The 24,372-nt window shown below is 71.0% G+C and carries 19 protein-coding genes; 6 read left to right on the top strand and 13 right to left on the bottom strand.

The annotated features are described in order from the left end of the window. Positions 1 to 21: 21 nt before the first annotated feature. The 4 genes from ABEA10_RS46920 to ABEA10_RS46905 form a co-directional block, all read right to left on the bottom strand. Positions 22 to 513, bottom strand: a complete 492-nt coding sequence (locus tag ABEA10_RS46920) for a hypothetical protein (RefSeq protein ID WP_345475187.1) — start codon at positions 511 to 513, stop codon at positions 22 to 24. Between the two features lie 7 nt (positions 514 to 520). Beyond that, entirely contained in the window at positions 521 to 1,807 is a 1,287-nt protein-coding gene (locus ABEA10_RS46915) for an aromatic ring-hydroxylating dioxygenase subunit alpha (protein WP_329261456.1), read from the bottom strand. A gap of 170 nt (positions 1,808 to 1,977) precedes the next feature. Beyond that, on the bottom strand, positions 1,978 to 2,310 hold the full coding sequence (locus ABEA10_RS46910) for a 2Fe-2S iron-sulfur cluster-binding protein (RefSeq protein WP_345475185.1): 333 nt from the start codon (positions 2,308 to 2,310) through the stop codon (positions 1,978 to 1,980). Positions 2,311 to 2,426: 116 nt separating this feature from the next. Then, positions 2,427 to 3,701 (bottom strand): NAD(P)/FAD-dependent oxidoreductase, encoded by a 1,275-nt coding sequence (locus tag ABEA10_RS46905; RefSeq protein WP_345475184.1) that lies wholly within the window; start codon positions 3,699 to 3,701, stop codon positions 2,427 to 2,429. A gap of 926 nt (positions 3,702 to 4,627) precedes the next feature. Between ABEA10_RS46905 and phtC the strand changes: the two genes are divergently transcribed. The 5 genes from phtC (at position 4,628) to ABEA10_RS46880 (ending at position 11,439) form a co-directional block, all read left to right on the top strand. Then, entirely contained in the window at positions 4,628 to 5,341 is a 714-nt protein-coding gene (phtC, locus tag ABEA10_RS46900) for a 3,4-dihydroxyphthalate decarboxylase (protein WP_345475183.1), read from the top strand. Between the two features lie 813 nt (positions 5,342 to 6,154). Continuing rightward, a complete protein-coding gene (locus ABEA10_RS46895) occupies positions 6,155 to 7,261 on the top strand; it encodes an ABC transporter substrate-binding protein (RefSeq protein WP_345475181.1) in 1,107 nt (368 codons plus the stop codon). Between the two features lie 58 nt (positions 7,262 to 7,319). After that, on the top strand, positions 7,320 to 9,071 hold the full coding sequence (locus tag ABEA10_RS46890) for an ABC transporter permease (RefSeq protein WP_345475180.1): 1,752 nt from the start codon (positions 7,320 to 7,322) through the stop codon (positions 9,069 to 9,071). A gap of 18 nt (positions 9,072 to 9,089) precedes the next feature. Next, entirely contained in the window at positions 9,090 to 10,301 is a 1,212-nt protein-coding gene (locus tag ABEA10_RS46885; RefSeq protein WP_345475179.1) for an ABC transporter ATP-binding protein, read from the top strand. A 52-nt stretch (positions 10,302 to 10,353) separates the two neighbouring features. Continuing rightward, positions 10,354 to 11,439: an ornithine cyclodeaminase family protein gene (locus ABEA10_RS46880; RefSeq protein WP_345475178.1), complete on the top strand. Its 1,086-nt coding sequence runs from the start codon at positions 10,354 to 10,356 to the stop codon at positions 11,437 to 11,439. A gap of 9 nt (positions 11,440 to 11,448) precedes the next feature. Here the strand turns inward: ABEA10_RS46880 and ABEA10_RS46875 are convergent, their stop codons facing one another. From ABEA10_RS46875 to ABEA10_RS46850, 6 genes are all read right to left on the bottom strand, one after another. Further along, positions 11,449 to 12,570 (bottom strand): extracellular solute-binding protein, encoded by a 1,122-nt coding sequence (locus ABEA10_RS46875; protein ID WP_345475177.1) that lies wholly within the window; start codon positions 12,568 to 12,570, stop codon positions 11,449 to 11,451. Between the two features lie 92 nt (positions 12,571 to 12,662). Then, positions 12,663 to 14,429: a thiamine pyrophosphate-binding protein gene (locus tag ABEA10_RS46870; protein ID WP_345475176.1), complete on the bottom strand. Its 1,767-nt coding sequence runs from the start codon at positions 14,427 to 14,429 to the stop codon at positions 12,663 to 12,665. A 181-nt stretch (positions 14,430 to 14,610) separates the two neighbouring features. Continuing rightward, the gene (locus ABEA10_RS46865) at positions 14,611 to 16,362 is read right to left on the bottom strand and encodes a thiamine pyrophosphate-binding protein (protein ID WP_345475175.1); all 1,752 of its coding nucleotides are present in this window, start codon (positions 16,360 to 16,362) and stop codon (positions 14,611 to 14,613) included. A gap of 17 nt (positions 16,363 to 16,379) precedes the next feature. Then, positions 16,380 to 17,267, bottom strand: coding sequence for an AAA family ATPase (locus ABEA10_RS46860; RefSeq protein ID WP_345475174.1), 888 nt, complete (start codon positions 17,265 to 17,267; stop codon positions 16,380 to 16,382). After that, the gene (locus ABEA10_RS46855; protein WP_345475173.1) at positions 17,264 to 18,334 is read right to left on the bottom strand and encodes a cupin domain-containing protein; all 1,071 of its coding nucleotides are present in this window, start codon (positions 18,332 to 18,334) and stop codon (positions 17,264 to 17,266) included. The genes ABEA10_RS46860 and ABEA10_RS46855 overlap by 4 nt, the downstream gene beginning before the upstream one ends. 9 nt (positions 18,335 to 18,343) lie before the next feature. Beyond that, the gene (locus ABEA10_RS46850; protein WP_345475172.1) at positions 18,344 to 19,369 is read right to left on the bottom strand and encodes a cupin domain-containing protein; all 1,026 of its coding nucleotides are present in this window, start codon (positions 19,367 to 19,369) and stop codon (positions 18,344 to 18,346) included. Between the two features lie 342 nt (positions 19,370 to 19,711). Between ABEA10_RS46850 and ABEA10_RS46845 the strand changes: the two genes are divergently transcribed. Continuing rightward, on the top strand, positions 19,712 to 20,545 hold the full coding sequence (locus tag ABEA10_RS46845; RefSeq protein ID WP_345475171.1) for an NAD(P)-dependent oxidoreductase: 834 nt from the start codon (positions 19,712 to 19,714) through the stop codon (positions 20,543 to 20,545). A 61-nt stretch (positions 20,546 to 20,606) separates the two neighbouring features. On the opposite strand, the gene ABEA10_RS46840 is transcribed toward ABEA10_RS46845, so the two are convergent. From ABEA10_RS46840 to ABEA10_RS46830, 3 genes are read right to left on the bottom strand one after another with little or no spacing between them, the layout of a single operon-like run. Continuing rightward, positions 20,607 to 21,389 carry an enoyl-CoA hydratase/isomerase family protein gene (locus tag ABEA10_RS46840; RefSeq protein ID WP_345475170.1) on the bottom strand — a complete coding sequence of 261 codons (783 nt, stop codon included), beginning with the start codon at positions 21,387 to 21,389 and terminating at the stop codon, positions 20,607 to 20,609. Then, a complete protein-coding gene (locus ABEA10_RS46835; protein WP_345475168.1) occupies positions 21,386 to 23,518 on the bottom strand; it encodes an acetate--CoA ligase family protein in 2,133 nt (710 codons plus the stop codon). The genes ABEA10_RS46840 and ABEA10_RS46835 overlap by 4 nt, the downstream gene beginning before the upstream one ends. Continuing rightward, entirely contained in the window at positions 23,518 to 24,354 is an 837-nt protein-coding gene (locus tag ABEA10_RS46830; RefSeq protein ID WP_345475167.1) for a p-hydroxycinnamoyl CoA hydratase/lyase, read from the bottom strand. Before ABEA10_RS46830 ends, ABEA10_RS46835 begins: the two co-directional genes overlap by 1 nt. Positions 24,355 to 24,372: the final 18 nt, after the last annotated feature.

The raw sequence follows: 24,372 nt of genomic DNA, 5'->3' as shown, positions 1-24,372 counted from the left end.
CCTCCGCCGTCCGTTCGTTCTCTAGACCCTCAGGGCCGTGAGCAGTTCGAAGACATCGCTCTCGTCCGCCGACAACAGCAGCACCCGGGCGTACGGTCGGAGGGCGGCGACCGCGTCCTCCGCCTCGAAGCCGTCGCCGAGCACCAGCCCCGCCGTCATGACGGCGCGCGCGCCACAGCTCTTGCCGATGGCGGCGGCCTGGGCGCGTCCCGAGTCATCCGTCGCGATGACGACCACCACGTCGGTGCCGGTCAGGGCGTCCGCCAGCGTCGACGTCGCGCCGTCGAGCCCGCGCAGCAGGACGCCGTCCTCACCATCGGTTCCCGACGCGACCTCGCACGTGTAGAAGCCGGCGGCCGCCCACGGTCCCTCCGCGATACGTCGGGCGACCGTGGCCGCTCTCGGGTCCAGGGCGATGACGCGCGCGTTCCTGGCGGGCCTGATCGGCGCGGTGATCCGGTACCGCGCCTCACTCGCGGAGGCCGCACGGGCGGATTCGCTCGGATAGATCATCGACATCTCAGACCGACGCCTGCGGAACGCCGGGCGTGGCCTTGACCGCGTCGCGGCAGGAGTCCAGGAAGGATTCGGCCTGCGGCAACACGACCGCCGCCGAGCGCACCCGGTGGTGCTCGGGATCCACACCGGGCGGGGTCACGCCCTCGTCCCGCAGCGCGACCGCCGCCTTGCGCAGCTTCTGGCGGGCCTTGATGATCCCGCTGTCGGCCGGGACCAGCCGCTCCTTCGTGCGGTCCACGATCGGCCCCATGCTCTCCTGCAACGAGGCGTCCTGCATGGCGATCCCCGCCACGCCCGAGTAGGTGTCCCCGCGCTTCTGCGCCTCGCGGTCGATCAGGTAGTCGTTGTCCATGTTGGCCACGGGCCGGTAGGTCCCGGGGATGTTCTTGCTGTGCACCCCGTGGCCGTCGATCATCGCCTGGCGCTCCTGCGGCGTCAGGGCACGGACCGGGTGGTAGTCGAAGGAGTACGTCCAGCAGTTGTGGTCGTCGATCGGCACCCAGAAGTGGCCGTGAATCGGGTGATCGCCGCGTGGCGGCACCATCGTGAAGGCCGGCATCACCCACGGCGTGATCCGCCAGTAGTACCTGCCCTCTTCGGCGTTGCGGCGCGCGCCGACGAAGAGCCCGCCCTCGCTGTCGGCGACCTCGAAGAACGGCTTGGTGTCCTTCATGTTGTACTCGTTGCCCTTGGCGCCCTTGAACAGCGGGTCGCTCTTGAGGCCGCCGGAGTGCAGGAACGTCACGTGACTGGAGTCGATGCCGCCCTCGAACGCCTGCAGCCAGTTGCACTGCTGCCACCGCTTGGAGGTGTAGGTCTGCTCCGGGGCGACGTGCAGGAACTCATACTCCGGAAGGTCCGGCCGGTTCGCCGGGTCGCCCATGTGGGTCCACAGGACGTCGCCGACCTTGACCAGCGGGTACGCGGTCAGCTTCACGTTCTCGCAGAAGCTGCTGTTGTCCGCCTCGGACGGCACCTCCACGCACTGGCCGGTGACGTCGTACTTCCAGCCGTGGTAGGGGCAGCGCAGGCCGGACCCCTCGTTACGGCCGAACCACAGCGAGGCGCCGCGGTGGGCGCAGAACTCGTCGACGAGGCCGTATCGCCCTTCGCTGTCGCGGAAGGCGACCATGCGTTCGGACAGGAGCTTCACACGCACCGGCGGTGAGTCGTTCTCCGGCAGTTCCTCGGCCAGCAGCGCGGGGATCCAGTACTGCCGGAACAGGTCGCCCATCGGCGTCCCAGGACCGGTCTGTGTCAAGAGCTCGTTGATGTCCTGCCTAAGCACGGCCGTTTCCCTTCACGTGATGGAGCGTCACTGGAATGGCGGTATCGGGTTCGCGATGGTGGTTCCCGGTCGCACCGGGCGGCCGGCGTCTCCCCTGATCGGTCACGTGGCCTCCTGCGTCGGCGGAGTGATCCGGCGGGTGGCGCCTTCGTCTCCCTCGCTTCGCCCGGTCACGGCTGCTCCGGGGGGATCTCCACGGTCAGGCCGTCGAGGGCCTCCGTGACGCGGATCTGGCAGGAGAGACGACTGGTGTCCCGTCGCTCCGAGACGCCCATGTCGAGCAGGTCCTCCTCCATGTCGCCCGGAGGCCCCACCGCTGACGCGAACTCCCCGGCCACCCATACGTGGCAGGTGGCGCAGGAGCAGTTGCCGCCGCACTCGGCGACGATCCCGGGGACGCCGTTCTTGACCGCGGCCCCCATGACCGTGTCACCGACCGCCGCGTCGACGGCGTACTCGCGACCGGCGCTGTCGATGTAGATCACCTTGGCCACAACGCCCATGTCCTCCCGCGGTCGTTCCACTCCGTCTGCCGGATGCACGTGCCGGTGAAGCGTCCTGTCTTTTGGTATGTCCATTAGACCAGATGCCGTCAGAGGGTACAAGCGGCCCACCGCGCCTAGGTATCTGTCCGGTGTGCAATGGCGGCCGGATCGCCGATGAGGGACTTCAGCGGAACCGTGGGATCGCCGGCGCGGTCCCGGGCGATGGTCGCTCCCCGGCCGAGCGCCTTGCGTACCGCCATGTAGTCGGCCGGCCGGTTGACGGCGTCGATGGCCAGCAGGCGGTTCCGCCGGTAGTAGAGGACCGAGAAGCTCTCGTCGTCGGGGTCACCGCGTACGACCTGGTCGTCGTGGTCCGCCGACAGGCCGGCGATCTGCAGCTTGAGATCGCCCTGGTAGGACCAGAACCACGGCACCGGCGTCACGCCGTTCGGCCGTCCGAGAAGCGTCGAGGCCGCGGCCTGGGCCTGGGCCACGGCGTTCTGGACCGACTCCAGGCGCACCCGTCCCTGCCCCGTCATCGGGTGCGGCTGAACGGTGCAGTCGCCGGCGGCGACGACCGTGGGATCGCTGGTGCGGGCGTGGGTGTCGACGACGATGCCCTGGTCGCACGTGAGCCCCAGTTGCTCGGCGAGTTCGGTGCGCGGCAGAACGCCGATCCCGACCAGCACCAGATCGGCGGGCAGCCGCGTTCCGTCGGAGAGCTCGACGGTGGTCACCTGACCCCGTTCACCCTCGAAACCGGTGACGCCGGCGGACAGCCGGACGTCGATCCCGCGGCGTCGATGCGCGCGGAGGTAGAACTCCGAGACGACCGGGCCCACGGCCCGCGCCATCAACCGGTCCGCGGCCTCGACCACCGTGACGGACGGACCGGCGGCGCGTGCCGCCGACGCCACCTCCAGGCCGATGAATCCGCCGCCGACGACGATCACGTTCGCGGCGGTCGCGAGCCGTGCCCGCAGGTCCACGGCGTCATCGTGGTCACGCAGATAGCAGATCCCGCCCAGGTGCGCGCCGGGTAGCGGGAGCCGCCTGGCGTCCGCTCCCACGGTCAACGCCAGCCGGTCGAAGGGCAGCTCGCGCCCGCTCGCGGTCGTCGCGACGCCGGAGCCCACCGGACCCGACGCGGACAGGCTCACTTCGGTCACCCGTTCACCGCACACCAGGTCGATTCCGGAGTCGGCGTAGAAGCCGGGCGTGCGGAACGCCAGCGAGTCCAGGTCCGCCCGGCCGGCGAGGAACTCCTTGGAAAGGGGCGGCCGCTGGTACGGCGGACGTGTCTCCTCGCCGACCAGGACGATCGGTGAGGTGTCGCCGAGCTGTCGTAGCGACACGGCCAGCTGCACGCCGGCCTGACTGCCGCCGACGATCAGTGTTCCCTCACTCATTCCGGTCTCCGGGAGCGGGTCCGGAACGGCTGCGTGAGTCGAGGCCGCCCGGCCGTCGGAGTCCGCCATGGGCGACGCGACTGGTCCCTGCGTGACATGGGATCCTCTCGCTCATATGGCTTAATGTTATACCATTATACCCTTCATGCTCGGAGTGTCCCTGCGGACGGGAAGTTGGGAGCGTCCATCCGGCTGCGGCGCACTCCCCGGGACCGCGGCCGAGGCGGCCCGGTCCACACCTCCGGCCGAGGCTCGGAGGGTCGGCGGCCGTCGCCTCGGTGTCGTGCGTTCCACCTGGAACCGGCCGGGCGCTGTCGGCGGGGCGTGAGGTGAAGGGTCCGGCCGTCCGGGCCGGGCTCGCGCGCCGTGCGTCGATGCGGTTCGGCGTGCCCGCGGAGAGAGGAGGGGGCTCATCGATTCGTGCCGAGGCCGGGCGTTCGCCTCGCGCCGGTCCAATGCGCCGGTGCGGCGCGAGGACCGGTATTCATCCGCCCGCGCCGGGCTCGGCCGGCGTGTGGTCATGCGAGGTGGCGGGCATGTCGCTCACCCGCTCGTGCATGGCGGCGTGGTGTGCGGGAGGGAGGGAAGTGCGGCCCGCGGGGAGCCCCCGCTGTCACCGTGGCTCCGCGCGGCCGGTGAGGTTTCGCGGGCGGGCGGCCGCGGTCAGGGCGGCCGTGGATCGCGCTCCTGGTGAGCGCGGACGCGGCGGTTCCTCCACTGTCGCCTCCATCGGGTGTGCGGTGAGACGGTCCGGTTGTCGCCATGGCACGCTGAAGTACGGGGTGTAAGGTATGTTGGTCTGACCTTATCTCCTTAGTGGGCTCGGTGGGAAGGCGTGGACGTCCCGCTGCCGGGACGCCCGCCGGGATACTTCCGGCCCCGAAGTGGGAAGGCCCGCGGCGAAGCACGGAGAGGACGGACCGCACATGACCGATCCGCGCGCGACGGTGGCCCAGGCCTGCCGGATCCTCGCGATGGAAGGGCTCGTCGAGGGCGTGCTGGGGCACGTCAGCGTGCGGACCGGCGAGAACCGGATGCTGATCCGGTGCCGAGGCCGGGACGAGCGCGGGTTGATGTTCACCGATGAGCGGGACGTCCGGCAGACCGATCTCGACGGCGCCCTCATCGGCGCGGCGGAGGGATACGCCGTACCCAACGAGCTGCCGATCCACGGTGAGGTGCTGCGCGCCCGTCCCGAGGTGAACGCGGTCGTGCACGCCCACCCGCCGGCGGTGCTGCTCTGCGGTGTGGCCGGGCTCGAGCTGCGACCGGTCTTCGGCGCGTACAACATCCCGGCGACGCGGATGGCCCTTGAAGGCGTCCCGCTCTACCGGCGGTCGGTGCTCATCCGCCGGCCCGACCTCGCGCACGAGATGATCGCGGCGATGGGTGACCGGCCGGTCTGCGTGCTGAAGGGGCACGGCATCACCGTCACGGGCGCGAGCGTGGAAGAGGCCGTCGTGCGGGCCGTCAACCTGAACGCCCTGGCGACGGTCACGCTGGAGCTGGCCCGGCTGGACGCCCGGCCGGAGGACCTTCCGGATGACGACGTCGCCGAGTTGCCGGATCTCGGCTCGGCCTTCAACGACCTGTCGGTCTGGCGATACCTCGTGGAGAAGGCCCGCTCTCGCGGCATGTGACCATCGCACCCGGAGTCCCGACGATGCGGAGCTTCGTGTCCCCGGCCGTGGCCGGGGACCGTGCGAGGGGGCGGTGGGCCGGGAGTGGGTGTTCTTCGTCGACGGTCCGTCGGCCTTCGGTGTCGCGCTCGCCGCCCCCCACCCGCCGCGCACATCCGGTGCCGGGCCGAGCGCCGGCAGCGCTCCCGGGGCGTCGAACCCGCCGCCGATGTCGCTTCGCCGTCGGCCGGGGGCGGGTCACGGCGGGCGGGACCCGGCGTGTCCGCCCAGGTCACGGTGATGGCGGTGGGCGCTGGGCCGCCCGCGTACGAGGCCTCTCGCCGGCCGGTGAGACGCCTCGCCGTACCGGTGACCGCCGGTCTGATGGTTGCTTTCGGGTAGTAGATGCTGCTAAGTCGCTGTTTCGGGCGTATTTCTTACCGGTAACTCTTGTAATGGTATTACCTTCAAACCATAATGGCCGAACCGGCGGACGCAGGGAGAACGGCCTTCGGGGCGAGCCGGCCCGATGGGTCCGTCGAGTACGGAGCCGCGTGAGCGGCTGAAGGCGGCCGGAGGCGAATCGCGTGAAAAAGGTCGGTGCCGGGGTCGGAGTGGTCGGTGTACCCGCCGTGATGGCCGAACGCCCGCGCCGGACGCCCACGGGCGAGAACCCCTCGGCCGACGTGACGGCGCCGACGGCGTCGTCAGGCCGCCTTCGCAGTCCGCACGCGTGAGGGGAGACATCGTGCGCAGGGACTGTTCCGCATGCCGGCTCCCACCCAGCAGTCAAACGAATCGTCCGATCGGGGGGTACGACAAAGGAGGGGACCGATGAGGCCCTCTGTTCGGCCCGGCCGCACGACCGCGCTCGCTCTCACCGCCGTTCTGCTCGCCGGATGCGGTGGCACGCCCACCGCCGCCTTCGGCGGCGGCGCAGGCGGAGGCAAGGACAGCGCGGCGCTCGCCAAGTACGCCGCCATGCCCGACGGCCAGCTCGTTTCCGCCGCGAAGAAGGAGGGCTCGGTCGTCATCTACGCGTCGAACAGCTCCATCCAGGAGAACGCCGCGGCCTTCGAGAAGCAGTACGGCATCAAGGTCAAGACCTACCGAGCCGACTCCGAGGAGGTGCTGCAGCGGGTGCTGCAGGAGGCGGGTGCCGGCAAGCTGCCCGCCGACCTCGTCGACACCAATGGCGGCGAACTGCTCGCCATGGCCGTCAAGAGCGTGCTCGCCGACTACGACAACAAGAAGGTCACCGGCCAGCTCAGGCCCGGCTCCGTACACCCGGGATGGGTGGCGACCCGGTACGACGCGTTCACCGTCGCCTGGAACACAGGCAAGATCAAGTCGCCGCCGACGAGTTACCAGGACCTCACCGACCCTCGGTTCAAGGGGCAGATCGAACTCGAGCCCGACGACTGGGACTGGTACCTCGGCCTGCACACTTACTTCACGAGTCAGCTGCACTGGACCACCCAGCAGGCCGATTCCTTCTTCACCAGGCTCGCGGCCAACGCGAAGGTGGTGAAGGGCCACACCGTCCAGGCGCAGCTGCTGGACTCCGGGCAGGTCGGCATCGCGCCCGACAGTTACAAGCACCTGATCGACGAGGACCACTTCGACAAGGGCGCCCCGGTGGTCTGGCAGCCCGTCGTCCAGCCGGTCCTGTACCGCCCCAACGGCATCGGGCTGACGAGGACGGCCCCGCATCCGGCCGCCGCCGCGCTCTACATGAAGTGGTCGCTGACCGACGGGCAGCAGCTGTTCCCCAAGCAGTACCGCGTCCCCGCGAACCTCTCGGTCACCACCAAGAACCCCATCGCGGCCGGAACGAAGATCTACGACATTCCGCTCGACCAGATGACGAACGACAGCGCCAAGTGGAGCGAGGCGTGGCAGAAGCTGCTTCAGGGCGCGCCCACCGCCGGCAAGGGCTGACCTCCGTCGCCTCGCTCCGGAAGCGGGCGAGTAGACGGTCCGATGTGAGGAGTCCTCGATGACCACAACCACTCCCGTTCGCCCGTCGCCGGAGGTTCCGCGGCTGCCGGACGGTACGCGCGCCGGCCTGCTGAGGCGGGCGCGCGACGCGGTACTCACCCCGCGCACCGCGATCGTCGGGATCTGTGCCGTCGTCGTCGGCTATCTCGCGATCGTGCCGCTGTACTACCTGCTGTGGGGCACGTTCTTCGACGAGCACGGCTTCACGCTGAAGGGCTTCGGCGAGGCGTTCGGGAAGGGCAGCCTCGCCGGGCCGATGCTCCTCAACTCCATCGAGTTCGCCCTTGGATCGGCGGTCTTCGCGCTGCTCCTGGGGGCGGCTCTCGCCTGGGTTCAGGTACGCACCGACGCGCCGCTCAAGGGGCTCTTCTTCGCGGCGTCGCTGGTGCCCCTCATCATCCCGGCGATGCTGTACGCCATCGCGTGGATCTTCCTCGCCGACCCGCACACCGGTGTGATCAACAGGGTGTTCGGCACACAGGTGCTCAACGTGTTCTCGATGCCCGGGATGATCTGGGTGCAGGGGCTGCACCTGTCGCCGATCGCGTTCCTGCTGATGGTCGCCGCCTTCCGCGCGATGGATCCGTCGCTGGAGGAGGCCGCGCTGATGTCCGGTGCCTCCCGCCGCGCGACGCTGCGCCGGGTGACCGCGCCGCTTCTGCGTCCGGCGATCATCGCGTCCGTGGTCCTGGTGTTCGTGCAGTCGATGGAGAGCTTCGAGGTGCCCGCCATCATCGGGCTGCAGGCGAAGATCTACGTGTTCACCAGCCGCATCTACAACGTCCTGCAGATCTATCCGATCGACTACCGCGAGGCGGGCGCGCTGGCCGTGGTCCTGCTGGCCATCGCCGCGTTCGCGGTCCTGCTGTCGAGCTGGCTGTCGCGGCACGCGTCGCGGTACCAGACCATCACCGGAAAGGGCTTCCGGCCGCGTCCGATCGCGCTGGGGCGCGCCCGGCCGTTCGTCGGTGCGGCCGTCATCATCTACTTCTTCGTCACGGCGGTGCTCCCCGTCGGCGTACTGCTGTGGGCCAGCCTGCTGCCGTACTACCAGGCACCGTCCGGCAAGGCGGTGAGCTCGATCACGCTGCACAACTACAGCACCGTCCTGCACATGCCGCTGGCGCTCACCGCGTTCCGCAACTCGGTGCTTCTCGGGCTCGGGGCCGCGACCGGCGTGATGTTCCTGACCGCGGTGGTCGCGTGGCTCATCGTGCGGACCCGGGTGCCCGGCCGGCGCGTGCTCGACGTGCTCGCCTCGACCCCGCTGGTCATCCCGGGCCTGGTGATGGGCCTGGCGGTGCTGTTCGTCTACCTGCGCTCGCCGCTTCCCATCTACGGCACCCTGTGGATCCTGCTGATCTCCTACGCGACCCGCTACCTGCCGTACGGGATGCGGTACTCGGTGACCGCCATGGCGCAGATGAACAACGAGCTCGAGGAATCGGCGCTGGTGTGCGGGGCGACCTGGTGGCAGAGCTTCCGGCGCATCCTCATGCCGCTCATGAGCTCGGGAATCCTCGCGGGATGGGTCTACATCCTCGTGGTGTCGTTCCGCGAGCTGTCCAGCACGGTCCTGCTGTACAGCCCCGGCAAGGAGGTCCTGTCGGTGCTCCTCTGGGAGCAGTTCAACAACGGCAACTTCACCGTCGTCGCGGCGATCGGTGTCCTGATGGTGGTCACCCTCATGCTGCTCGTCGGTATCGCGTACCGGGTCGGCCTGCGCTTCGGCGCCGGCACCGACTCCTGACGGAAGGACGGTTGAGCCATGCTGGTCGTAGACGATCTGGTGAAGACCTTCGACGGTTCCGGACGACGGGCGAGATCCGCGGACGACACCCGGGTCCTGGCCGTCGACGGCGTGAGCTTCGACGTGCAGGACGGTGAGCTGTTCACCCTCCTCGGCCCGTCGGGCTGCGGCAAGACGACGACACTCCGCTCCATCGCCGGCCTCGAGCGGCCGGACGGGGGGCACATCGCGCTCGGCGACCGTGTGTTCTTCGACGGCAAGCGCAAGATCAACACCCCGGCCAACAGCCGCCGCCTCGGCATGGTCTTCCAGTCGTACGCGATCTGGCCGCACATGTCGGTGTTCGACAACGCGGCCTTCCCGGTGACCGTGCTCCCACGCGGCCGGCGGCCCTCGCGGACGCAGCTCCGCGAGCGTGTCATGCGCGTACTTGAGGTGACCGACCTGGCGGCGATGGCCGATCGCGCCGCCACGAAACTGTCCGGTGGCCAGCAGCAGCGCCTCGCCCTCGCGCGGGCGCTCGTCGGCGAGCCGGACCTGATGCTGCTCGACGAGCCGCTGTCGAACCTCGACGCCAAACTGCGGGAGGCCATGCGCTTCGAGCTGAAACGGCTTCAGCGCGAGCTCGGCCTGACCGCGATCTACGTCACCCACGACCAGGCCGAGGCGCTGGCGATGTCGAGCCGGATCGCGGTCGTGAACGAGGGCAAGATCGTCCAGGTGGGCAAGCCGCGCGAGATCTACGAGCGGCCGGCGAGCGAGTTCGTCGCGACCTTCGTGGGCGTCACCAACCTGCTCCGCGGCACCGTCGCCGCCGTCGACGCGGCGGACGGCTCCTGCCGGGTCGACACTCCGGACCTGAGCGTCTGGGGAGTGATGACGGGATCCCCGCTCCAGGTCGGAGACGACGCGGCGGTCTCCATCCGGCCCGAGTGCGTCCAGCTCGACGCCGACACCGACGGCGCCCGGGCGGACGGCTCGTCCGGTGTCCGGAACGAGTTCTCCGGCGAGGTCGGCACCCGCGCCTTCCTCGGTGACTCCGTGGATCACGTGATCGCCGTCGGCAAGCAGGAGATCCGGAACCGCTCCAACCCGGCCCAGTCGATCGCGCCGGGCAACCGGGTGGTCCTCCGCATCGACCACACGCGCGTCGCCGTCATCCCGCCGGCGGACCAGAAGACGGCCGCGGCCGGCGCGGCGGCGACCGAGACGCCCGGCGACGCCGGGTGACACGAGCGACCGACGGCTCGGCACAGACGACAGATCTCCGAAAGGGCGTGGCATGCGGCTGCTGGACAACGACGACGTCAGGTCGGTGCTCGACATGCGGGGGACCATCACGGCCCTCCGGCGAGCGTACGACGACCTGCGCGACGGCGAGGCGACCTATGTGCCGCGCATCGACATGTTCGCCCCGACCGGGCGCCCCGACGACTACTACCAGTGGGGGAGCATGGCCGGGGTGAGCATGTCGTACGGGATCGCGGCGGTGCGGCTCAAGTCGGACGTGGTGTCCTGGCAGGGCGGCACTCATGAGAAGTACTGCGTGCGGCCCGGCCGGTACTGCGGGCTCATCCTGTGCTTCCGCTTGACCGACGGCGCCCCGCTGGCCATTCTCCAGGACGGCTACCTGCAGCACATGCGCGTCGGCGGCGCCGCCGGGATCGGCACCGACGCGCTGGCGCGCGGCGACGCCGCCACGCTCGGGGTCCTCGGCTCGGGCGGTATGGCATGGACCTTCGTCGAGGCGATCGCGCAGGTCCGCGAGCTGACAGCGGTCCGCGTCCACAGCCCGACACCGGAGCACCGCACGGAGTTCGCCGGACGGATCCGCTCCGAGCTCGGCATCGACGCCGTCGCGGTCGAGCACGCCGAGCAGGCCGTCCGGGGCATGGCGATCGTCGCGACCGCCACCGACTCCATGTCACCCACGTTCGACCCCGCATGGCTCCGGCCCGGCGCGCACGTCGTCTGCGTCACCCGCCGCGAGCTCGGCGACGCGCTGCTCGACCACGCCGACGTCGTGACACAGCTCGGGATCCACACCGTGCCCCACGGCACCGACGTGCCGATGATGGAGTGGAAGGCCGGGGCGATCGCCGCGTACGTCGCCGGCCGCCCGGAGGACCGGCGGCGCATCCCCGCGGGACGGGCGCCCGAGAGGGGTGCCTGGCCCACTCTGCTGGACCTGGAGACCGGGCGTGTGCCGGGGCGCCGGAGCGACGACGACGTAACGGTCTTCGTCACCACCGGCACCCAGGGCCTGCAGTTCGCGTCCGTGGCCGGTCACGTGCTCCAGCGGGCCGAGAAGGCGGAACTCGGCCGGCGGTTGCCGGCCGAGTGGTTCCTCCAGGACATCAGGGACTGAGGGCGCCGGTCACTTCAGCTTCGGCGTGCTGCTGATCAGCCGGTCCCACTCGTCCGCCCACTTCTTCTGCTGGGCCTCGTACCCCTTGGTGTCATAGGGCACGACGTTCAGGCCCTTGGTCGTCGTGTCCCCGGGGACCTTGGTCGCCGGTGTCAGCCCCTGGTCGACGAGAACCTGCTGGCCGTCGCTGAGCATCCAGTCCTCGAAGAGCCACGCCGCGGCGGCGTGCTTGGCCGCGGCGGTCACCGCCACGCCGTTCGGCCGTGCGAACGCCGGAACCGGGTTGGCGCCGCCGGAACCCACGGCGGTGACGGGAGCACCCTTCTTCGCGACCACGGTGTACTCATAGCTGTAGTTGTCGGCGTTGAGCGCGGTCTGGCCGGCGGCCAGCAGGTCCGCCATCGTGATGTGGCCGTTGACCACCTTGGCGTTGGCCACGATCTTCTGCCACAGCTGCGTGATCTCCTGGTCGCTCTTGCCGTGGTCCTTCCACCACTTGGTGACGTTCTCGTACCAGTCGTTGTCACTCTGCTCGATGGAGATCTTGCCCTTGAACCGCGGGTCGGCGAGGTCCTCCCACGACTTCGGCAGGTCCTTCTCCTGCATCTGCTTGGTGTTCCAGCCGTCGACGAGGATGTTGAGACGGTCGGCGATCCAGCTGGTGTAGTGGTACCGGCTCGGGATCTGCTTCCCGGCCGTGCCGTCGTAGCCGCCGAAGATCTTCTTGGTGCCCAGGACGTCCATCTCGGAGAAGTTGCTCTCGACGACGTCGGCGCCGAGCTTGTTCGCCGCCGCCTCCTGGAGTGTGCGCTGCAGGACGTCCTCGGAATGCCCGCGGTACGTCGACACCTTGATACCGGTCTGCTTGGTGAACTCCGCCGCGACCCGGTCGGCGATGTCGGCGTTCATCGAGGTGTACATCGACAGGGTGCCACCCGCGGACTTGGCCTCCTTCAGCGCTTCGGCGCGCGCCTGGTCCTTCGGCATGGCGTTCAGCTTCTGGTATGTGGCGGCCGCCGCCTTTCCGCCCTTGCCGGATCCGATGTCGGAGTCCTGCGCGGGGGTGCCGCCACAGGCGGTCAGCGCCAGGCCCAGCGTCACCAGGCCCGCGGTCATCGTCGGTTTCCTCATCCGTCTCGCCTCCATGGTGGGACCGGGTCGCCGCTTCGGCTCGGTTGGACGCGTCGAGGGCCGGGCGGCGTGCCGGCACCTCGCCGTCCCGGTCAGTGGCGTGCCGTCCGCACGTGGACGACGGCCACCGCACCGTCCACCGCGTCGGCCGTCGCGGCCCGCAGGACCGCCGGCAACTTCTCCGGATCCTCGACGGTGCCGTGTGCGGCGCACCCGTACGACGCCGCCAGCCCGGCGATGTCGATGGCGGGGTCACCGATGCGCATGCCGATCCAGGAGTTCTCCTCCGGCCGGCCGCGGTGTCGTGCGACGTGCACCTGGTGGGGCTCGTCGTTGTAGAACGAGCTGTTGTCGTTGACCACGACGAGCATCGGGATCTTGTAGTGCACCGCGGTCCACAGCGCGCCGGAGGCCATGAGCAGGTCGCCGTCACCGACGATCGCGACGCCGAGCTGGCCGCGGTCGCGCGCGGCGAGCGCACCGCCCACCATCGCTCCGGGGCCGTAGCCGACGCCTCCGCCCCCGGAGTGCCCGAGGTACTCGCCGGCGCCGCCGAACTCCCACACACCGGCCGGCCAGCTCCGTGTGTTCCGCAGCGTCAGCAGCCGGTCGACGTCGCGGACCGCGGCCCACGTCTCGGCCACCAGGCGCCCCGGCCAGATCGGCGTGTCCGACCAGTGGGCGCGCAGCTCGGCCTCGGCCCGCTCATGCACCGCGGCCCGCCGCGACCGTGCCTCCGCCGCCGAGCGCTCGACGTCGTCGGCGGCGCGTCGTCCGTCGAGCGCGTCCACCAGCGCCTCCAGGCCGGTGAGTGGGTCGGCGAGCAACTGCACCGCGCGGGGGAGCGGGGCGGCGAAGGCGTTCGCCCACGACCGCATCGCCAGGTCGCCTGCCGACAGATCGATGATCGCCGGTAGCGGCGCGCCGGCGGCCGCGGCGCCACGGTCACCGCGGCCGCGGTCCGCCAGCAGGCCGGGGAGATCCACCACGTCCACGGCGAGGACCACGTCGGCGTCGCGCGGCAGGCGCGCGTCGCCGGTGCAGTTGGCCGGGTGCGCGGTCGGGAACGCCACCAGGTTGCGGTCGTCGACGTACGCGGCTCCGATCGTCTCGACGAGCCGGCGCAGCAGCGGTGTGGCGGCCGGGTCCAGTCCGACCCGGCCGCCGACGACGACGGGCAGGCGCGCGCCGGCGAGCAGGCGTGCCGCGGACTCCACCTCGGCCGGGTCGGGCCAGAGGGGTGGGGCGGGGCGGTGCAGGGCCAGGTCGGGCAGGTCCACCGGGCCCGGGAGCCGCTGCTCCTGCACACCCGCGTCGAGCGAGACGTAGACCGGCCCGGCGGGTGCCGAGTGGGCGAGCTGGTGCGCGCGTACGACGCTGTGTGCGAAGGCCTCCGGAGTCGTGGGCTCGTCGTCCCACTTGACGTACTGCCGCACCAGCTCGGCCTGGGTGGTGGCCGAGTGCAGCCAGTCGATCGGCCGCCGTGCGGCGGGATCGGCCGGCCCGCTGCCGCCGAGCAGCAGCAGCGGTGCGCGGTCGGTGAACGCGTCGTAGACCGCCATCGACGCGTGCATCAGGCCGACCAGATCGTGTACCGCGGCCGCGGCCGGACCGCCCCGTGCCTTGGCGTATCCGTGCGCCAACGCGACCGCGATCTCCTCGTGCAGGCACAGGAGCAGCTGCGGCGTCTCGTTGCCGCCGTGGTTGACGACCGAATCGTGCAGTCCGCGGAAGCTCGACCCCGGGTTCATCGGCAGGTACCGGTAGCCGAGCGCGTGCAGGAGGTCGACGACGAGGTCGGAGCCGAAGCCCGGTTCGGTACGCCGCGGGGGAAGGCCGGCCGGTCGCTCGACGCTCACCTCGGCGCTCCCACGGCCGGGTCCTCGGGGCTGGTCGGCAGGGGGCGATGGTGGTGCGTGCGCTCCGTCAGATGCGGTTCGACCATGGGCGTCTCTCGCCTCCAAGGACTAATGGACTAACCAAAATAGAGCATAAGTGGCACATGCCACAAGAAGCTGGGAGATATCTCCTCCGCCGCTCTCAGCGCGGCTGGCACACCACGTCGACCAGGGCGGGCAGCCCGGTGGCGGTCACCCGGTCGGCGGCGCGTCGCACGGCCGCGCCGACCCTGCCCGGGTCGTCGACCGGGCCCTCGGCGTACCAGCCGAACGAGCGGGCCAGCGCGGCGAAGTCCGGCGCCGGGTCGGCGATCTCCATGCCGATGTACGCGCGCTCGATCGGGGTGCCGCGTTGCCGGGCGAGGCGTTCCTGGTGCTCCCAGTCGTTGTAGTAGGCCCGGTTGTTGTACATCACCACGAGCATCGGCAGCCGGTAGTACGACGCCACCCAGAGGGCCCCGGCATCGAACATCAGGTCGCCGTCCGGTTGCAGGTCGACGACGAGACGTCCGCTGCCGCGGTGGGCGAGCGCGACCCCGAGGGAGATGCCGATCTGCGTGGCGGTGCCGAGCTGGCGCCCGGGGTGACGGTGCGGCGCGTCGAAGTCCCACAGGCGCCGGGCCCACTCGGCCGCGGTGCCCGCGGTCAGCACCCAGTCGTGGTCCTTGACCACGTCCCAGACCTCGGCGGCCAGCCGCGAGGTGGAGACCGGCGAATCCTCCGCGTGCCGCGCGGCCTCGGCCTCCCAGGAGGCGCACCGGTCGGCGTGCAGGCCCGCCAGCTCGGCGGCGTACGCCCTCCGGCGTCCGGCCCGGTCCGCGTCGTCGGCGCCGACGAGTTCCCGGCACAGTGCGAGGAGCATCGGCAGGGCGACGACGGTGTCGGCGGTGACCTGGAGATCGGTCTCCAGCAGGGCCGCGTGGTCCTCGCTCCACGAGGAGGTCCCGATGTCGTTGAAGCCCAGGTCGAGAACGGTGGTGCCGGGCGCCAGGCGCGAGGCGATCGTCCGGGTCGTCGAGTCCAGCCGCTGCGTCGGCTTGCCCATGTCCTTCACGTCGAGGAACAGCACGCAGTCCGCGCGTTCGATGGCGGCGGTCCCGGTGACGCACAGCGGATGGCGGTTGGGGAAGTTGAGCCGGATGCCCGTGTCGTCCACGCCCGCGCCGACCACCTCGGCCAGCTCGGTGAGCAGCCCGAACGCCGCGGGGTCACGGCCGGCGTAGCCGGGCACGATCACCGGCCGGTCGGCCGCGCACAGGAGTTCCGCGAGCCGGCGCAGGGCGGCCGGGTCGGGACCGATCCGCGACGGTGCCGCCAGGCGCGAGAAGTCCGGCATCGCGACCGGCTCATCCAGCGGGTCCTCCTGCAGCCCGGCGTCGAGCGCCACATAGACCGGGCCGCAAGGTTCGCTCGTCGCGATCCGGTGCGCCCGCGCGAGGGTGGTCGGCACGTCGGAGACCGAGCGCGGTTCGTGGTCCCACTTGGTGTAGTCGCGGACCGCGTTGCCCTGGACGTTGGCCGAGTGGATCCAGTCGATGTTGGGTCGCCGCCGGTCGTGCGTGGCCGGCCCGGAGCCGCCCAGGACGATGACCGGCGCGCGGTCGAGGTGCGCGTAGTAGATCCCCATGGCGCCGTGCAGGAGACCGACCACGTTGTGCAGGATGACGCCCATCGGCGTTCCCGTGGTCTTGGCGTAGCCGTGCGCGATCCCGACCGCGATCTTCTCGTGCGGGCAACAGATCATCTCCATCTCGTTGCCCGCGTGGTTCACCAGGGAGTCGTGCAGGCCACGGAACGAGGATCCGGGGTTGAGGCTGACGTACGGCAGGCCCAGCGCCCGCATCGACTCCACCATCACGTCCGAGCCCCAGGCGGGCTGGTCCGTCGTGCCCATCGGTCCTCCCGTCGGGATCACGCCGCACCGGCGGGAACACCGGTCGCGGCCATCAGGTCGTCCGCCTCGAGCCTTCCGGGGTCCATGGCCACGTCCAGCCGCTGCGCGAGGGCGGCGAGGACGAGTTTGCGCACCCGGCGGCCGTCCCACCCCGCACACCGCTCGGCGACGCGGGCGTGCAGCTCCTCGTCGGCCGCCAGCTTGGCGAGTTCCGGCCACAGCCCCGCGAGCTCGACCAGGGAGTGGCGGATGATCGAGGCGATCGTGGCGGTGTCGGGGAGCTCGAACGTGATGACGAGGTCGGCGCGGGACAGGAACGCCTCGTCGACGCCGGTCAGGAAGTTGGTCGTGGTGAGGAAGAGCACGCGGGGGAGTTCGGCGGCGATGGCGTCGATCCCGGCGAGCACCGCGTCCGTGGACCGGTGCACGTCGACCGGGTTCGTCTCCATGGAGGCCGCCGAACGGGCCACCGCGAAGGACTCGACCTCGTCGATGAGCACGATCGTGTGCGGCCGCCGCATCGCGAGTTCGGGGATCGTGTCGCGGAGCAGCCGGGTGATCGCCCGCTGGCTCTCGCCGAGCAGTTCGGAGGGGAACGCGTGCGGGTCGATCTCCAGATAGGTGGTCGCGCCCTCCGGCGCCACCGCGAGGGCGGCACGCTGGGCGAGGCCACGGGCGAGGGTGGTCTTGCCCGTGCCCGGCGGGCCGGCCAGCACGATCAGTCCGTGCGGCAGCCCGGCGAGGGTCGCCAGGCGCCGCCCGTGCAGGAGGGTGAGCAGCGCCTGGGAGAGCAGCCGTTCCTTCAGGCCCGGTGGCGTGACGATGTGGTCCCAGGGGCCCTCGTGGTGATCGGCGGGCAGGGCGTGCAGCGAGAGCACGCCCTTCGGCAGCGCCGGTCCGTTCACCATTCCCAGGTGGGCCGGGTGAGGGCCGGCCAGTCGATGGTGCTGGGATCGCCGGCCTGCTTGTCGCGGATCGCGTCCGGTGGTTCCTCGAACAGCACCATCGGGTCCATGAGGACGCGCATGGTGTCGAGGAGGCTGTCGAACATGTGGATGCGCACGACCTTGGCGGTGTGATCCGGATCGGAGTTGAGGTGCTGATGCCACAGGTAGTGGTCGACGACGATGATGTCGCCCTTCTTCCACTCGTGGAACTCTCCGACCTCGGGCTCGGTGCCGAGGAACGACCTGCCGTGGCCCTCCACGACGTACAGCCAGGCCTCTCCGGGGTGGCGGTGCATCGACTGGCCCCGGCCGGGCCCGATCTCGAACATCGCCATCGACATGCCCGACGCCTGGTAGCCGATCGCCCGGTCGAGGAGGAACGTGGTCCGGGTGCCGCGGGGGGTGTTGAGCAGTTCCAGCTCGTCCCAGTCGGTGTGGAGCCGGCCGTTGCGTCGGCGGTCCTGTTCGGCCGCGAGGCGCTGCCTGCGCCGGGCGTACGGGTCGGCCCCGGGGATCGCCGGGGACTGGACGGGCTTGGGCGCCAGCTCAGCGTACGGGGTGTCGCCGCCGTCCTCGTAGATGGAGTAGCCCATCGTGAACATGAGCGGCTCGGCGGAGAACGTCAGGTACCGGCAGGGCTCGGTGCCGTCGTTGCCGAAGCGGTGCCAGGACCACAGCGGCAGGTGCAGTGAGTCGCCGGGCCCCCAGTCGATGCGCCGGCCGTCGATCTCGGCCCAGCCGTGGCCGGCGACGCAGAAGACCATGACGTCCCAGGAATGCCGGTTGACGTTCGTGACCGTGCCCGGGTCGAGTTCGTGCGCGAGGGCGTCCATCGTCCGCGTGGGGCGGTCGCCGTCCGCGCCGACGTACACGCCGCGGCGTACGCCCGGCGCCGTCTCGGCCATCGCGACGTCCTCATGGGCCACGACGGTCTTCTGGTAGCCGCGCCATTCCTCGAGGAATTCCGCACGACGCTTCTTCTGCACGTGGTAGTGCGTCACGCGGGTGGTGGTTCGGTTCGGCATGAGCGCTCCTCAGGCCTCGGCGTCCGCGGGAGTACGCGCGTCGTCGTATTCCGGGGCGTTCTCGAGGTAGACGACGTTGTCGTAGCCGAGGTGCTTGAAGATGCGGTTCTGTCCGGAGAGCAGTTGGAGAGGGCTTCCGTCGGCCGCGAAGTGCTGAGCGACGGTGTTGTGGGGGACGTAGAGGGTGTCGCCGGCCTTGATCTCGTGCCGCGTCGGCTCCTTGGCCACCCGCGCGTAGTAGCGTTCGGCGATCTCGGCCTCGACCTCCCAGTGCAGGCTGTATCCCTCACCGGAGAGCACGTACAGCACCTCATCGGCCATGTGCCAGCGTTTGCCCGACCGGCTCCCGGCCGGAATGTCGAGGACGAAGGCGTCGACGCTGAAGGTCCGCACGTCGGTGTGCCGGGGGGAGGACAGCACGCGTACGCGGCCGAGGGGCGTGGTCTCCCAGGGCGTGTCGGCGGGCTTGACGACCTTCTTGCGGTCGTCCACGCCGGGCGTCCAGATCGCGCCCCAGTCCTCGCGCGGCCCGAAGCGGTCCTCGTCCTCGACCGGGCCGCTGCGCCCCTGCTGGATGAGACCCAGGTACATCCACAGGGACTTGGCCTTGATCACCAGGCAACGGGCGGTCTGGTCGTAGGGGTTGAAGTGGCGGTGAACGGAGTCGGTGTGGACCAGGACGAGATCGTCTTTGGCCCATTCGTAGCGTTGGTCGTCGTGGATCTCATAGCCGGCGCCCTGCAGGATGTAGAAGGCCGCTTCGTTCTGGTGCCCGTGGCCGTGGTTGGAGGAGTGGGGAGGAAGCTCGACGAAGTGAACCTGGAGGCTCTGGGTCAGGAACGGGTCGTCGCCCGGACCGATTCGCCACCATGTACGGGACTGCGCCGAGTCGCCGGAGTGGGCGACCTTGGCGTCGTCGACGACGACCGAATCGTCGCGGACCCGGGGAGCGGCCAGCTGCCGGCGCCGGAACTCCTTCAGCCCGTAGGTCTCCGACGTGATGCCACGCAGAAAAACCCGCCCGCTCTTGCCCATGTGAACCTCCAGTGGTCTTCGTCGCGCGGCCACGACGGGGGCGGAAGCGGTCCGCCCGGGCCGTCACGACGCCGAGCGCGCAGAGGACGGGGAACGGCCCGGTGGGACCGGCCCCGACGATCGGCGCGCCGGCCGATACCCGCGCGGGTGTGCCGCCCGCCGCACGCTGCGCTCCATTGGTACTACCTTTATACCTAACTGAGAGGCTGGTCAATGAGGCGACGCCCCGTAATGAAGTCGTTTCAACCGGTCATGCTGGTTTTTTGGGATTGAAAATGGTATTACCAACATGCCATAGTGCGTAAGTTGCGACGAGTTCGTGGGCCGGCCGGAGGCCATGGGATGACAGTGGTGGGCGCGCTGGGACTCGGCGCGATGGGCGGTCCGATCGCCGGGCACATCCGCCGGGCCGGATTCGACGTACGCTGCCTCGACATCGATCCGGAGGCGACCCGGCCGCTGGCCGCGCTCGGTGCCCGGGTCTGTGACTCGCCCGCGGAGCTCGCCGCGGGCACCGACGTCTGCCTGGTCTGCCTGCGCGGCGACGAGGACGTGCTGGAGGCGTGCCTGCCGGACGGCGGGCTGCTGGCCTTCCTCAAGCCCGGCTCGGTGCTCGTCGTCTGCAGTTCGGTACGCCCCGAGACGTGCCGGACGCTGGCCGGCGCGGCGAACGCCGTGGAGGTGCTCGACGCGGCCCTGACCGGCGGCGTGCGCGGTGCCGAGGCAGGGGAGATCAATCTGCTGGTCGGCGGGGACGAGGAGCCGCTGCGGCGCGCCCGTCCGGTGTTCGACGCCTTCTGCTCGGCAGTGCACCACCTCGGCGAGCTCGGGTACGGTCAGGTCGGCAAGACCGTCAACAACCTGATCCACTGGGCTCAGATCGCCGCGATCGCCGAGGCGCTCTCACTCGGCTCGCGACTCGGCGTGCCGCCGGAGCTGATGCGTCCCGCGCTCGCCGCCGGGCCGACCGACAGCCGTACCCTCCGCGAGATCGAGCTGATGCGCCTGACGTGGTACGTCAAGGACATCGACAACGCCCGGCGGATGGCTCGTGCCGCCGGCACGCCGCTGCCGCTGACCGACGAGGTCCGCCGCCTGATGGACCACATCACCGTGCCCGGCATCGCCGCGCTCCTGGAGGAGGGCCGCCCGATCGACCTCCCGGCCCGGGAGTGACCCGGGAGTGACCCGGGAGTGAACGCGGTGCGGGAACGGCCTGCGGCCGTTCCCGCACACCTCACGTGGCGGCGGGCCCGTCGTCCCGCTCCGTGCCTGCTGGCGGGCGGGCCGCCGAGGACAGGACGTTGAAGAGCGTGTCCGTCCAGGCGCCGGCGTCCTCGGGTGCGTCCGTCGCCTGGCGCACACCGGTCTTGGCCGCGTACAGGACCAGATCCGACCGTGCCGTCAGCGACCGGGCCAGCCGCGCGACCTCGCCCTCCAGGTCGGCCGCGGGCACGACCTTCCCGACCAGGCCCCAGGACAGGGCGGTCTCGGCGTCCAGCGTACGGGCGCAGAGCAGCATCTCCATCGCACGTGCCTCACCGACCATCCGGACCAGGCGTCGCGCCCCGCCGCCCCCGACCACCATGGCGTGGTCGACCTCGGGATAGCCGAGACGGGTGTCCTCCGCCGCGATCCGCAGGTCGGCGGCGAGCGCGACGTCCAGCCCGCGGCCGAGCACGTGGCCGTGGAGACCGGCGACCGTCGGCACCGCGCACGAGGCCACGGCGGCGGCGAGGTTGCCGTGCACGCGCGTCCACAGCGCCACCCGGGCACCGGGGTACGGGCCGCGCGGCTCGCGGAGATCCTGGCCCGCGCAGAACGACGGCCCGGCGCCGCGCAGCGTCACGGCGCGCACCTCCGGGTCCTGGCTCGCCCACGCGAGCGTCGCGGCGAGATCTTCGCGCATCCGCGTGGACAGCGCGTTGTGCTTCGCCGGCCGGTTCAGCACGACCTCGGCCACCCCGCCGGTCACCGTGACGACGACGTCCTCACCGGTCGTCGGCTGCCGTACCGTCATCGTGCGGCCCCTCCCACGGCCAATGCGTCGAGGGCCAGGGCCCCGCTCCGGCCCGGCGACGCGACGAGCGGGTTGATCTCCGCGGCGGACAGCAGGTCGCCCAGTTCGGCGGCGAGCCGGCCCATCGCGCAGACGGCGTCGAGGACCGCGTCAAGGTCGCAGGCCGGGCGGCCACGCCACGCTCGGAGGAGCGTGGCCACGCGGGTGCGGTTGAGCGCGGCGAGCGCGGTGTCGCGCGAGCAGCCTGCCGGCGCGAACGCGACGTCGCCGAACAGCTCCACGCCGACGCCGCCCGAGCCGACCATCACGACCGGCCCCACCTCCGGATCGCGGACGAAGCCGACCACCAGCTCGACATCGGCCGGCACCTGCTCGGCGACGAGGAAACCGGTACCCGCGCCATGCCGGGAGGCGATGCCCGCGCAGGCGTCGCGGACGTCGTCCGGAGTGGTCAGCCCGAGCACCACGCCGCCCACGTCGGACTTGTGGCCGACGTCCGCGGAGACGAGCTTGACCACGTACGGCGCGGTGAGCCGGCTCGCGGCCCGTGCCGCCTCCTCCGGCGTGCCCGCCTGTTCCTCGCGGGGTGTGCACAGGCCGTAGGCGCGCAGCAGCGACTTCGCCGAGGGCTCGGTGAGCCGGTCCGTGCCCGAGGCGGACAGCAGCCCGGCCGCGAGCGTCCGCCGCTCCGTGACGCCGGGATCCGGCTCGCCGGGCGGCGGAGGCGACGGCGTCGCGCGGGCGATGGCGGTCACCGCGCCGAGCGCCCGGTCCGTACCCTGCAGGAAGGCCAGGTTGCCCAGCTGGTCGCGCAGCGACCGGCCATGGGCGGTGACGTTGACGGATGCCATCGAGAACAGGGCGACCGGTGTCCCCGAACCGGCCACCACACCGCCGGGGAACCGCGAGTCGAACAGCCGCAGCGTCCGCTCCTTGCCCGGTTCGGCCCGGCCGAGGAGCTCCTCCTGGAGCAGGACGACGCCGACCGCCGGGTCCGCCGCCATCGCCTCGACGCAGCGCGCCAGCGTCTTCGGGTCGGACAGGCCGGCGTAGCCCGAGTCGAGCGGGTTGCTGACCTCGACGCCCTCGCCGACCAGCTCCCGCAGGCGGCGGTGCGTCTCCTCGCCCAGCTCGGCGAAGGTCGCGCCCTGCCGCTCGGCCCCGTCGAGCAGCAGCTCGCGTACGCCGCCGGAGACGGTGACGGCGCCGACGGCGGGCCCGCGCGGGCGCGCGACCCGGGACAGGTACTCACACGCCTCGACCGCCAGGTCCATGCTCGCGACGCAGACGATCCCCAGCTGCTCCGCCACCGCGGAGAATGCGGCGTAGGACCCGGCGAGGGCGCCGGTGTGGCTGGCGGCCGCCTGCCGGCTCTGCGGCGTCTGGCCGGCCTTGAGCACGACGACGTGCTTGCCCGCCGAGATCATCTCCGCGCAGGCGGCGAAGAACGCGTCCCGGTCCCGGATGCTCTCGGCGAACACCAGGACGACCCGTACACCGTCGTCGGTGGCGAAGAAACGGAGGTAGTCGGCGGTGGTCAGGCAGGTTTCGTTGCCACTGGAGACGACGTAGCGCGTTCCGATGCCCCGGTCGGCCAGGACCCGGTTGAACGACATGATGATGCCGCCGCTCTGGCCCACCACGGCGATCGGGCCTTCCTTCAGCTCGGCGAGCCGCGAGTCGGTGGTCGTGACGAGCGAGGCCGGTACGGAGATGTTGCCGAGGCAGTTCGGCCCCGAGATGGCCAGCTCGTCCGCCGCCGCGATGTCGCGCAGCCGATCGAGCAGCCCGCCGCGCTCGCCGCCGAAACCGCTGGAGAACACGGTGGCGCTGCGCGCGCCCGCCTTCCCCGCGCCGCTCAGGACCTCCACGGCGGCGGGGGCGGGCAGCAGCACGACCAGGTGGTCTGCCGGGCCGGGGAGGGAGGCGAGGTCCGGGTAGCAGGGCTCGTCCCACAGGGTCGGGTGCCGCGGGTTGACGGCGAAGACGGGGCCGGGGAAGCCGAAGCGCCGGAGGTTTCCGCGGATCCGGTCCGCCCACCCGCCGGCTCTGTCGCGTGCCCCGACGATCGCCACGCTCCTGGGCCGCAGGAGCGCGGCGACGCCGTTCGCGGCCTGCTCGCCGGGCATCAGGCGCGGGCCCGCGGCATCGGTGCGAATCCCGGGCGGTACTCCTTCTTCAGGAAGCTCTCCGCCCCGTCCGTGCGCCCGGCCTGTGCCTGCTGGCGCCTGAGCTGGTCGGACTTGGCGGTCAGCCAGGACAGCGAGGCCTCGGCCGACATACCCCGGATGTCCACGCCCTTGAACGCCTCCTTGCAGGCGCGCAGGGTGAGCGGGTCCTTGGCCTTCAGCTCGTCGGCGAGCTCGCTCACCGTACGCTCGAGGTCGGCGAGCGGGACCGACATCGTGGTCAGGCCGATCCGCGCCGACGTCGCGCCGCCGAACGTACGGCCGGTGAGGATGTAGTACAGCGCCTGCTTGGGCGGCATGAGGTCGGCAACGATCTTCGTCACCATGCCGCCGGGAATGTGTCCCCAGTTGACCTCCGACAGCCCGAACGTCGCCTCGTCCGCCGCGACCGCGATGTCGCAGGAGGCGACCACGGTGAAGGCACCGCCGAAGCAGTAGCCGTTGACGGCCGCGATCGTCGGCTTGGGGAAGTTGTACAGCAGGCGGTACCGCCAGTCGTGCGAGTCGCGGCGGGCCTGCTCCCGGGCGCGGGCGTCGTCGCGGATCTCGTGGAAGTACTCCTTGAGATCCTGCCCGGCGCAGAACGACCGGCCCGCACCGGTGAGCACGAGGACCTGCGTGGTGTCGTCGTCGGCCAGCCGGCGTAGTGCGTCCACCATCTCGCGGTGCATCGTCGGGTTCATCGCGTTGCGCTTGTCCGGCCGGTTGAGCCGTACGGTCGTGACGCCGTCGGCGGTATCCACGACGATCGTCTCGTAACCGTCCATCTCTGCCATGGATGCTCCTTTCAAAAC

This window comes from Actinoallomurus oryzae, assembly GCF_039541955.1.
GTDB classification, from domain to species: Bacteria; Actinomycetota; Actinomycetes; order Streptosporangiales; family Streptosporangiaceae; genus Actinoallomurus; species Actinoallomurus oryzae.
Note: the sequence above shows the minus strand (reverse complement) of the source record. Positions and strands in the feature narration are given on the sequence as shown.

What these genes read in the sequence shown, in the direction of transcription:
- ABEA10_RS46920 (WP_345475187.1), bottom strand. Translation starts at nt 513, where the DNA reads ATGATCTATCCGAGCGAATCCGCCCGTGCGGCCTCCGCGAGTGAGGCG.
- ABEA10_RS46910 (WP_345475185.1), bottom strand. Translation starts at nt 2,310, where the DNA reads ATGGGCGTTGTGGCCAAGGTGATCTACATCGACAGCGCCGGTCGCGAG.
- ABEA10_RS46905 (WP_345475184.1), bottom strand. Translation starts at nt 3,701, where the DNA reads ATGAGTGAGGGAACACTGATCGTCGGCGGCAGTCAGGCCGGCGTGCAG.
- phtC (WP_345475183.1), top strand. Translation starts at nt 4,628, where the DNA reads ATGACCGATCCGCGCGCGACGGTGGCCCAGGCCTGCCGGATCCTCGCG.
- ABEA10_RS46895 (WP_345475181.1), top strand. Translation starts at nt 6,155, where the DNA reads ATGAGGCCCTCTGTTCGGCCCGGCCGCACGACCGCGCTCGCTCTCACC.
- ABEA10_RS46890 (WP_345475180.1), top strand. Translation starts at nt 7,320, where the DNA reads ATGACCACAACCACTCCCGTTCGCCCGTCGCCGGAGGTTCCGCGGCTG.
- ABEA10_RS46885 (WP_345475179.1), top strand. Translation starts at nt 9,090, where the DNA reads ATGCTGGTCGTAGACGATCTGGTGAAGACCTTCGACGGTTCCGGACGA.
- ABEA10_RS46880 (WP_345475178.1), top strand. Translation starts at nt 10,354, where the DNA reads ATGCGGCTGCTGGACAACGACGACGTCAGGTCGGTGCTCGACATGCGG.
- ABEA10_RS46875 (WP_345475177.1), bottom strand. Translation starts at nt 12,570, where the DNA reads ATGAGGAAACCGACGATGACCGCGGGCCTGGTGACGCTGGGCCTGGCG.
- ABEA10_RS46865 (WP_345475175.1), bottom strand. Translation starts at nt 16,362, where the DNA reads ATGGGCACGACGGACCAGCCCGCCTGGGGCTCGGACGTGATGGTGGAG.
- ABEA10_RS46855 (WP_345475173.1), bottom strand. Translation starts at nt 18,334, where the DNA reads ATGCCGAACCGAACCACCACCCGCGTGACGCACTACCACGTGCAGAAG.
- ABEA10_RS46850 (WP_345475172.1), bottom strand. Translation starts at nt 19,369, where the DNA reads ATGGGCAAGAGCGGGCGGGTTTTTCTGCGTGGCATCACGTCGGAGACC.
- ABEA10_RS46845 (WP_345475171.1), top strand. Translation starts at nt 19,712, where the DNA reads ATGACAGTGGTGGGCGCGCTGGGACTCGGCGCGATGGGCGGTCCGATC.
- ABEA10_RS46840 (WP_345475170.1), bottom strand. Translation starts at nt 21,389, where the DNA reads ATGACGGTACGGCAGCCGACGACCGGTGAGGACGTCGTCGTCACGGTG.
- ABEA10_RS46835 (WP_345475168.1), bottom strand. Translation starts at nt 23,518, where the DNA reads ATGCCCGGCGAGCAGGCCGCGAACGGCGTCGCCGCGCTCCTGCGGCCC.
- ABEA10_RS46830 (WP_345475167.1), bottom strand. Translation starts at nt 24,354, where the DNA reads ATGGCAGAGATGGACGGTTACGAGACGATCGTCGTGGATACCGCCGAC.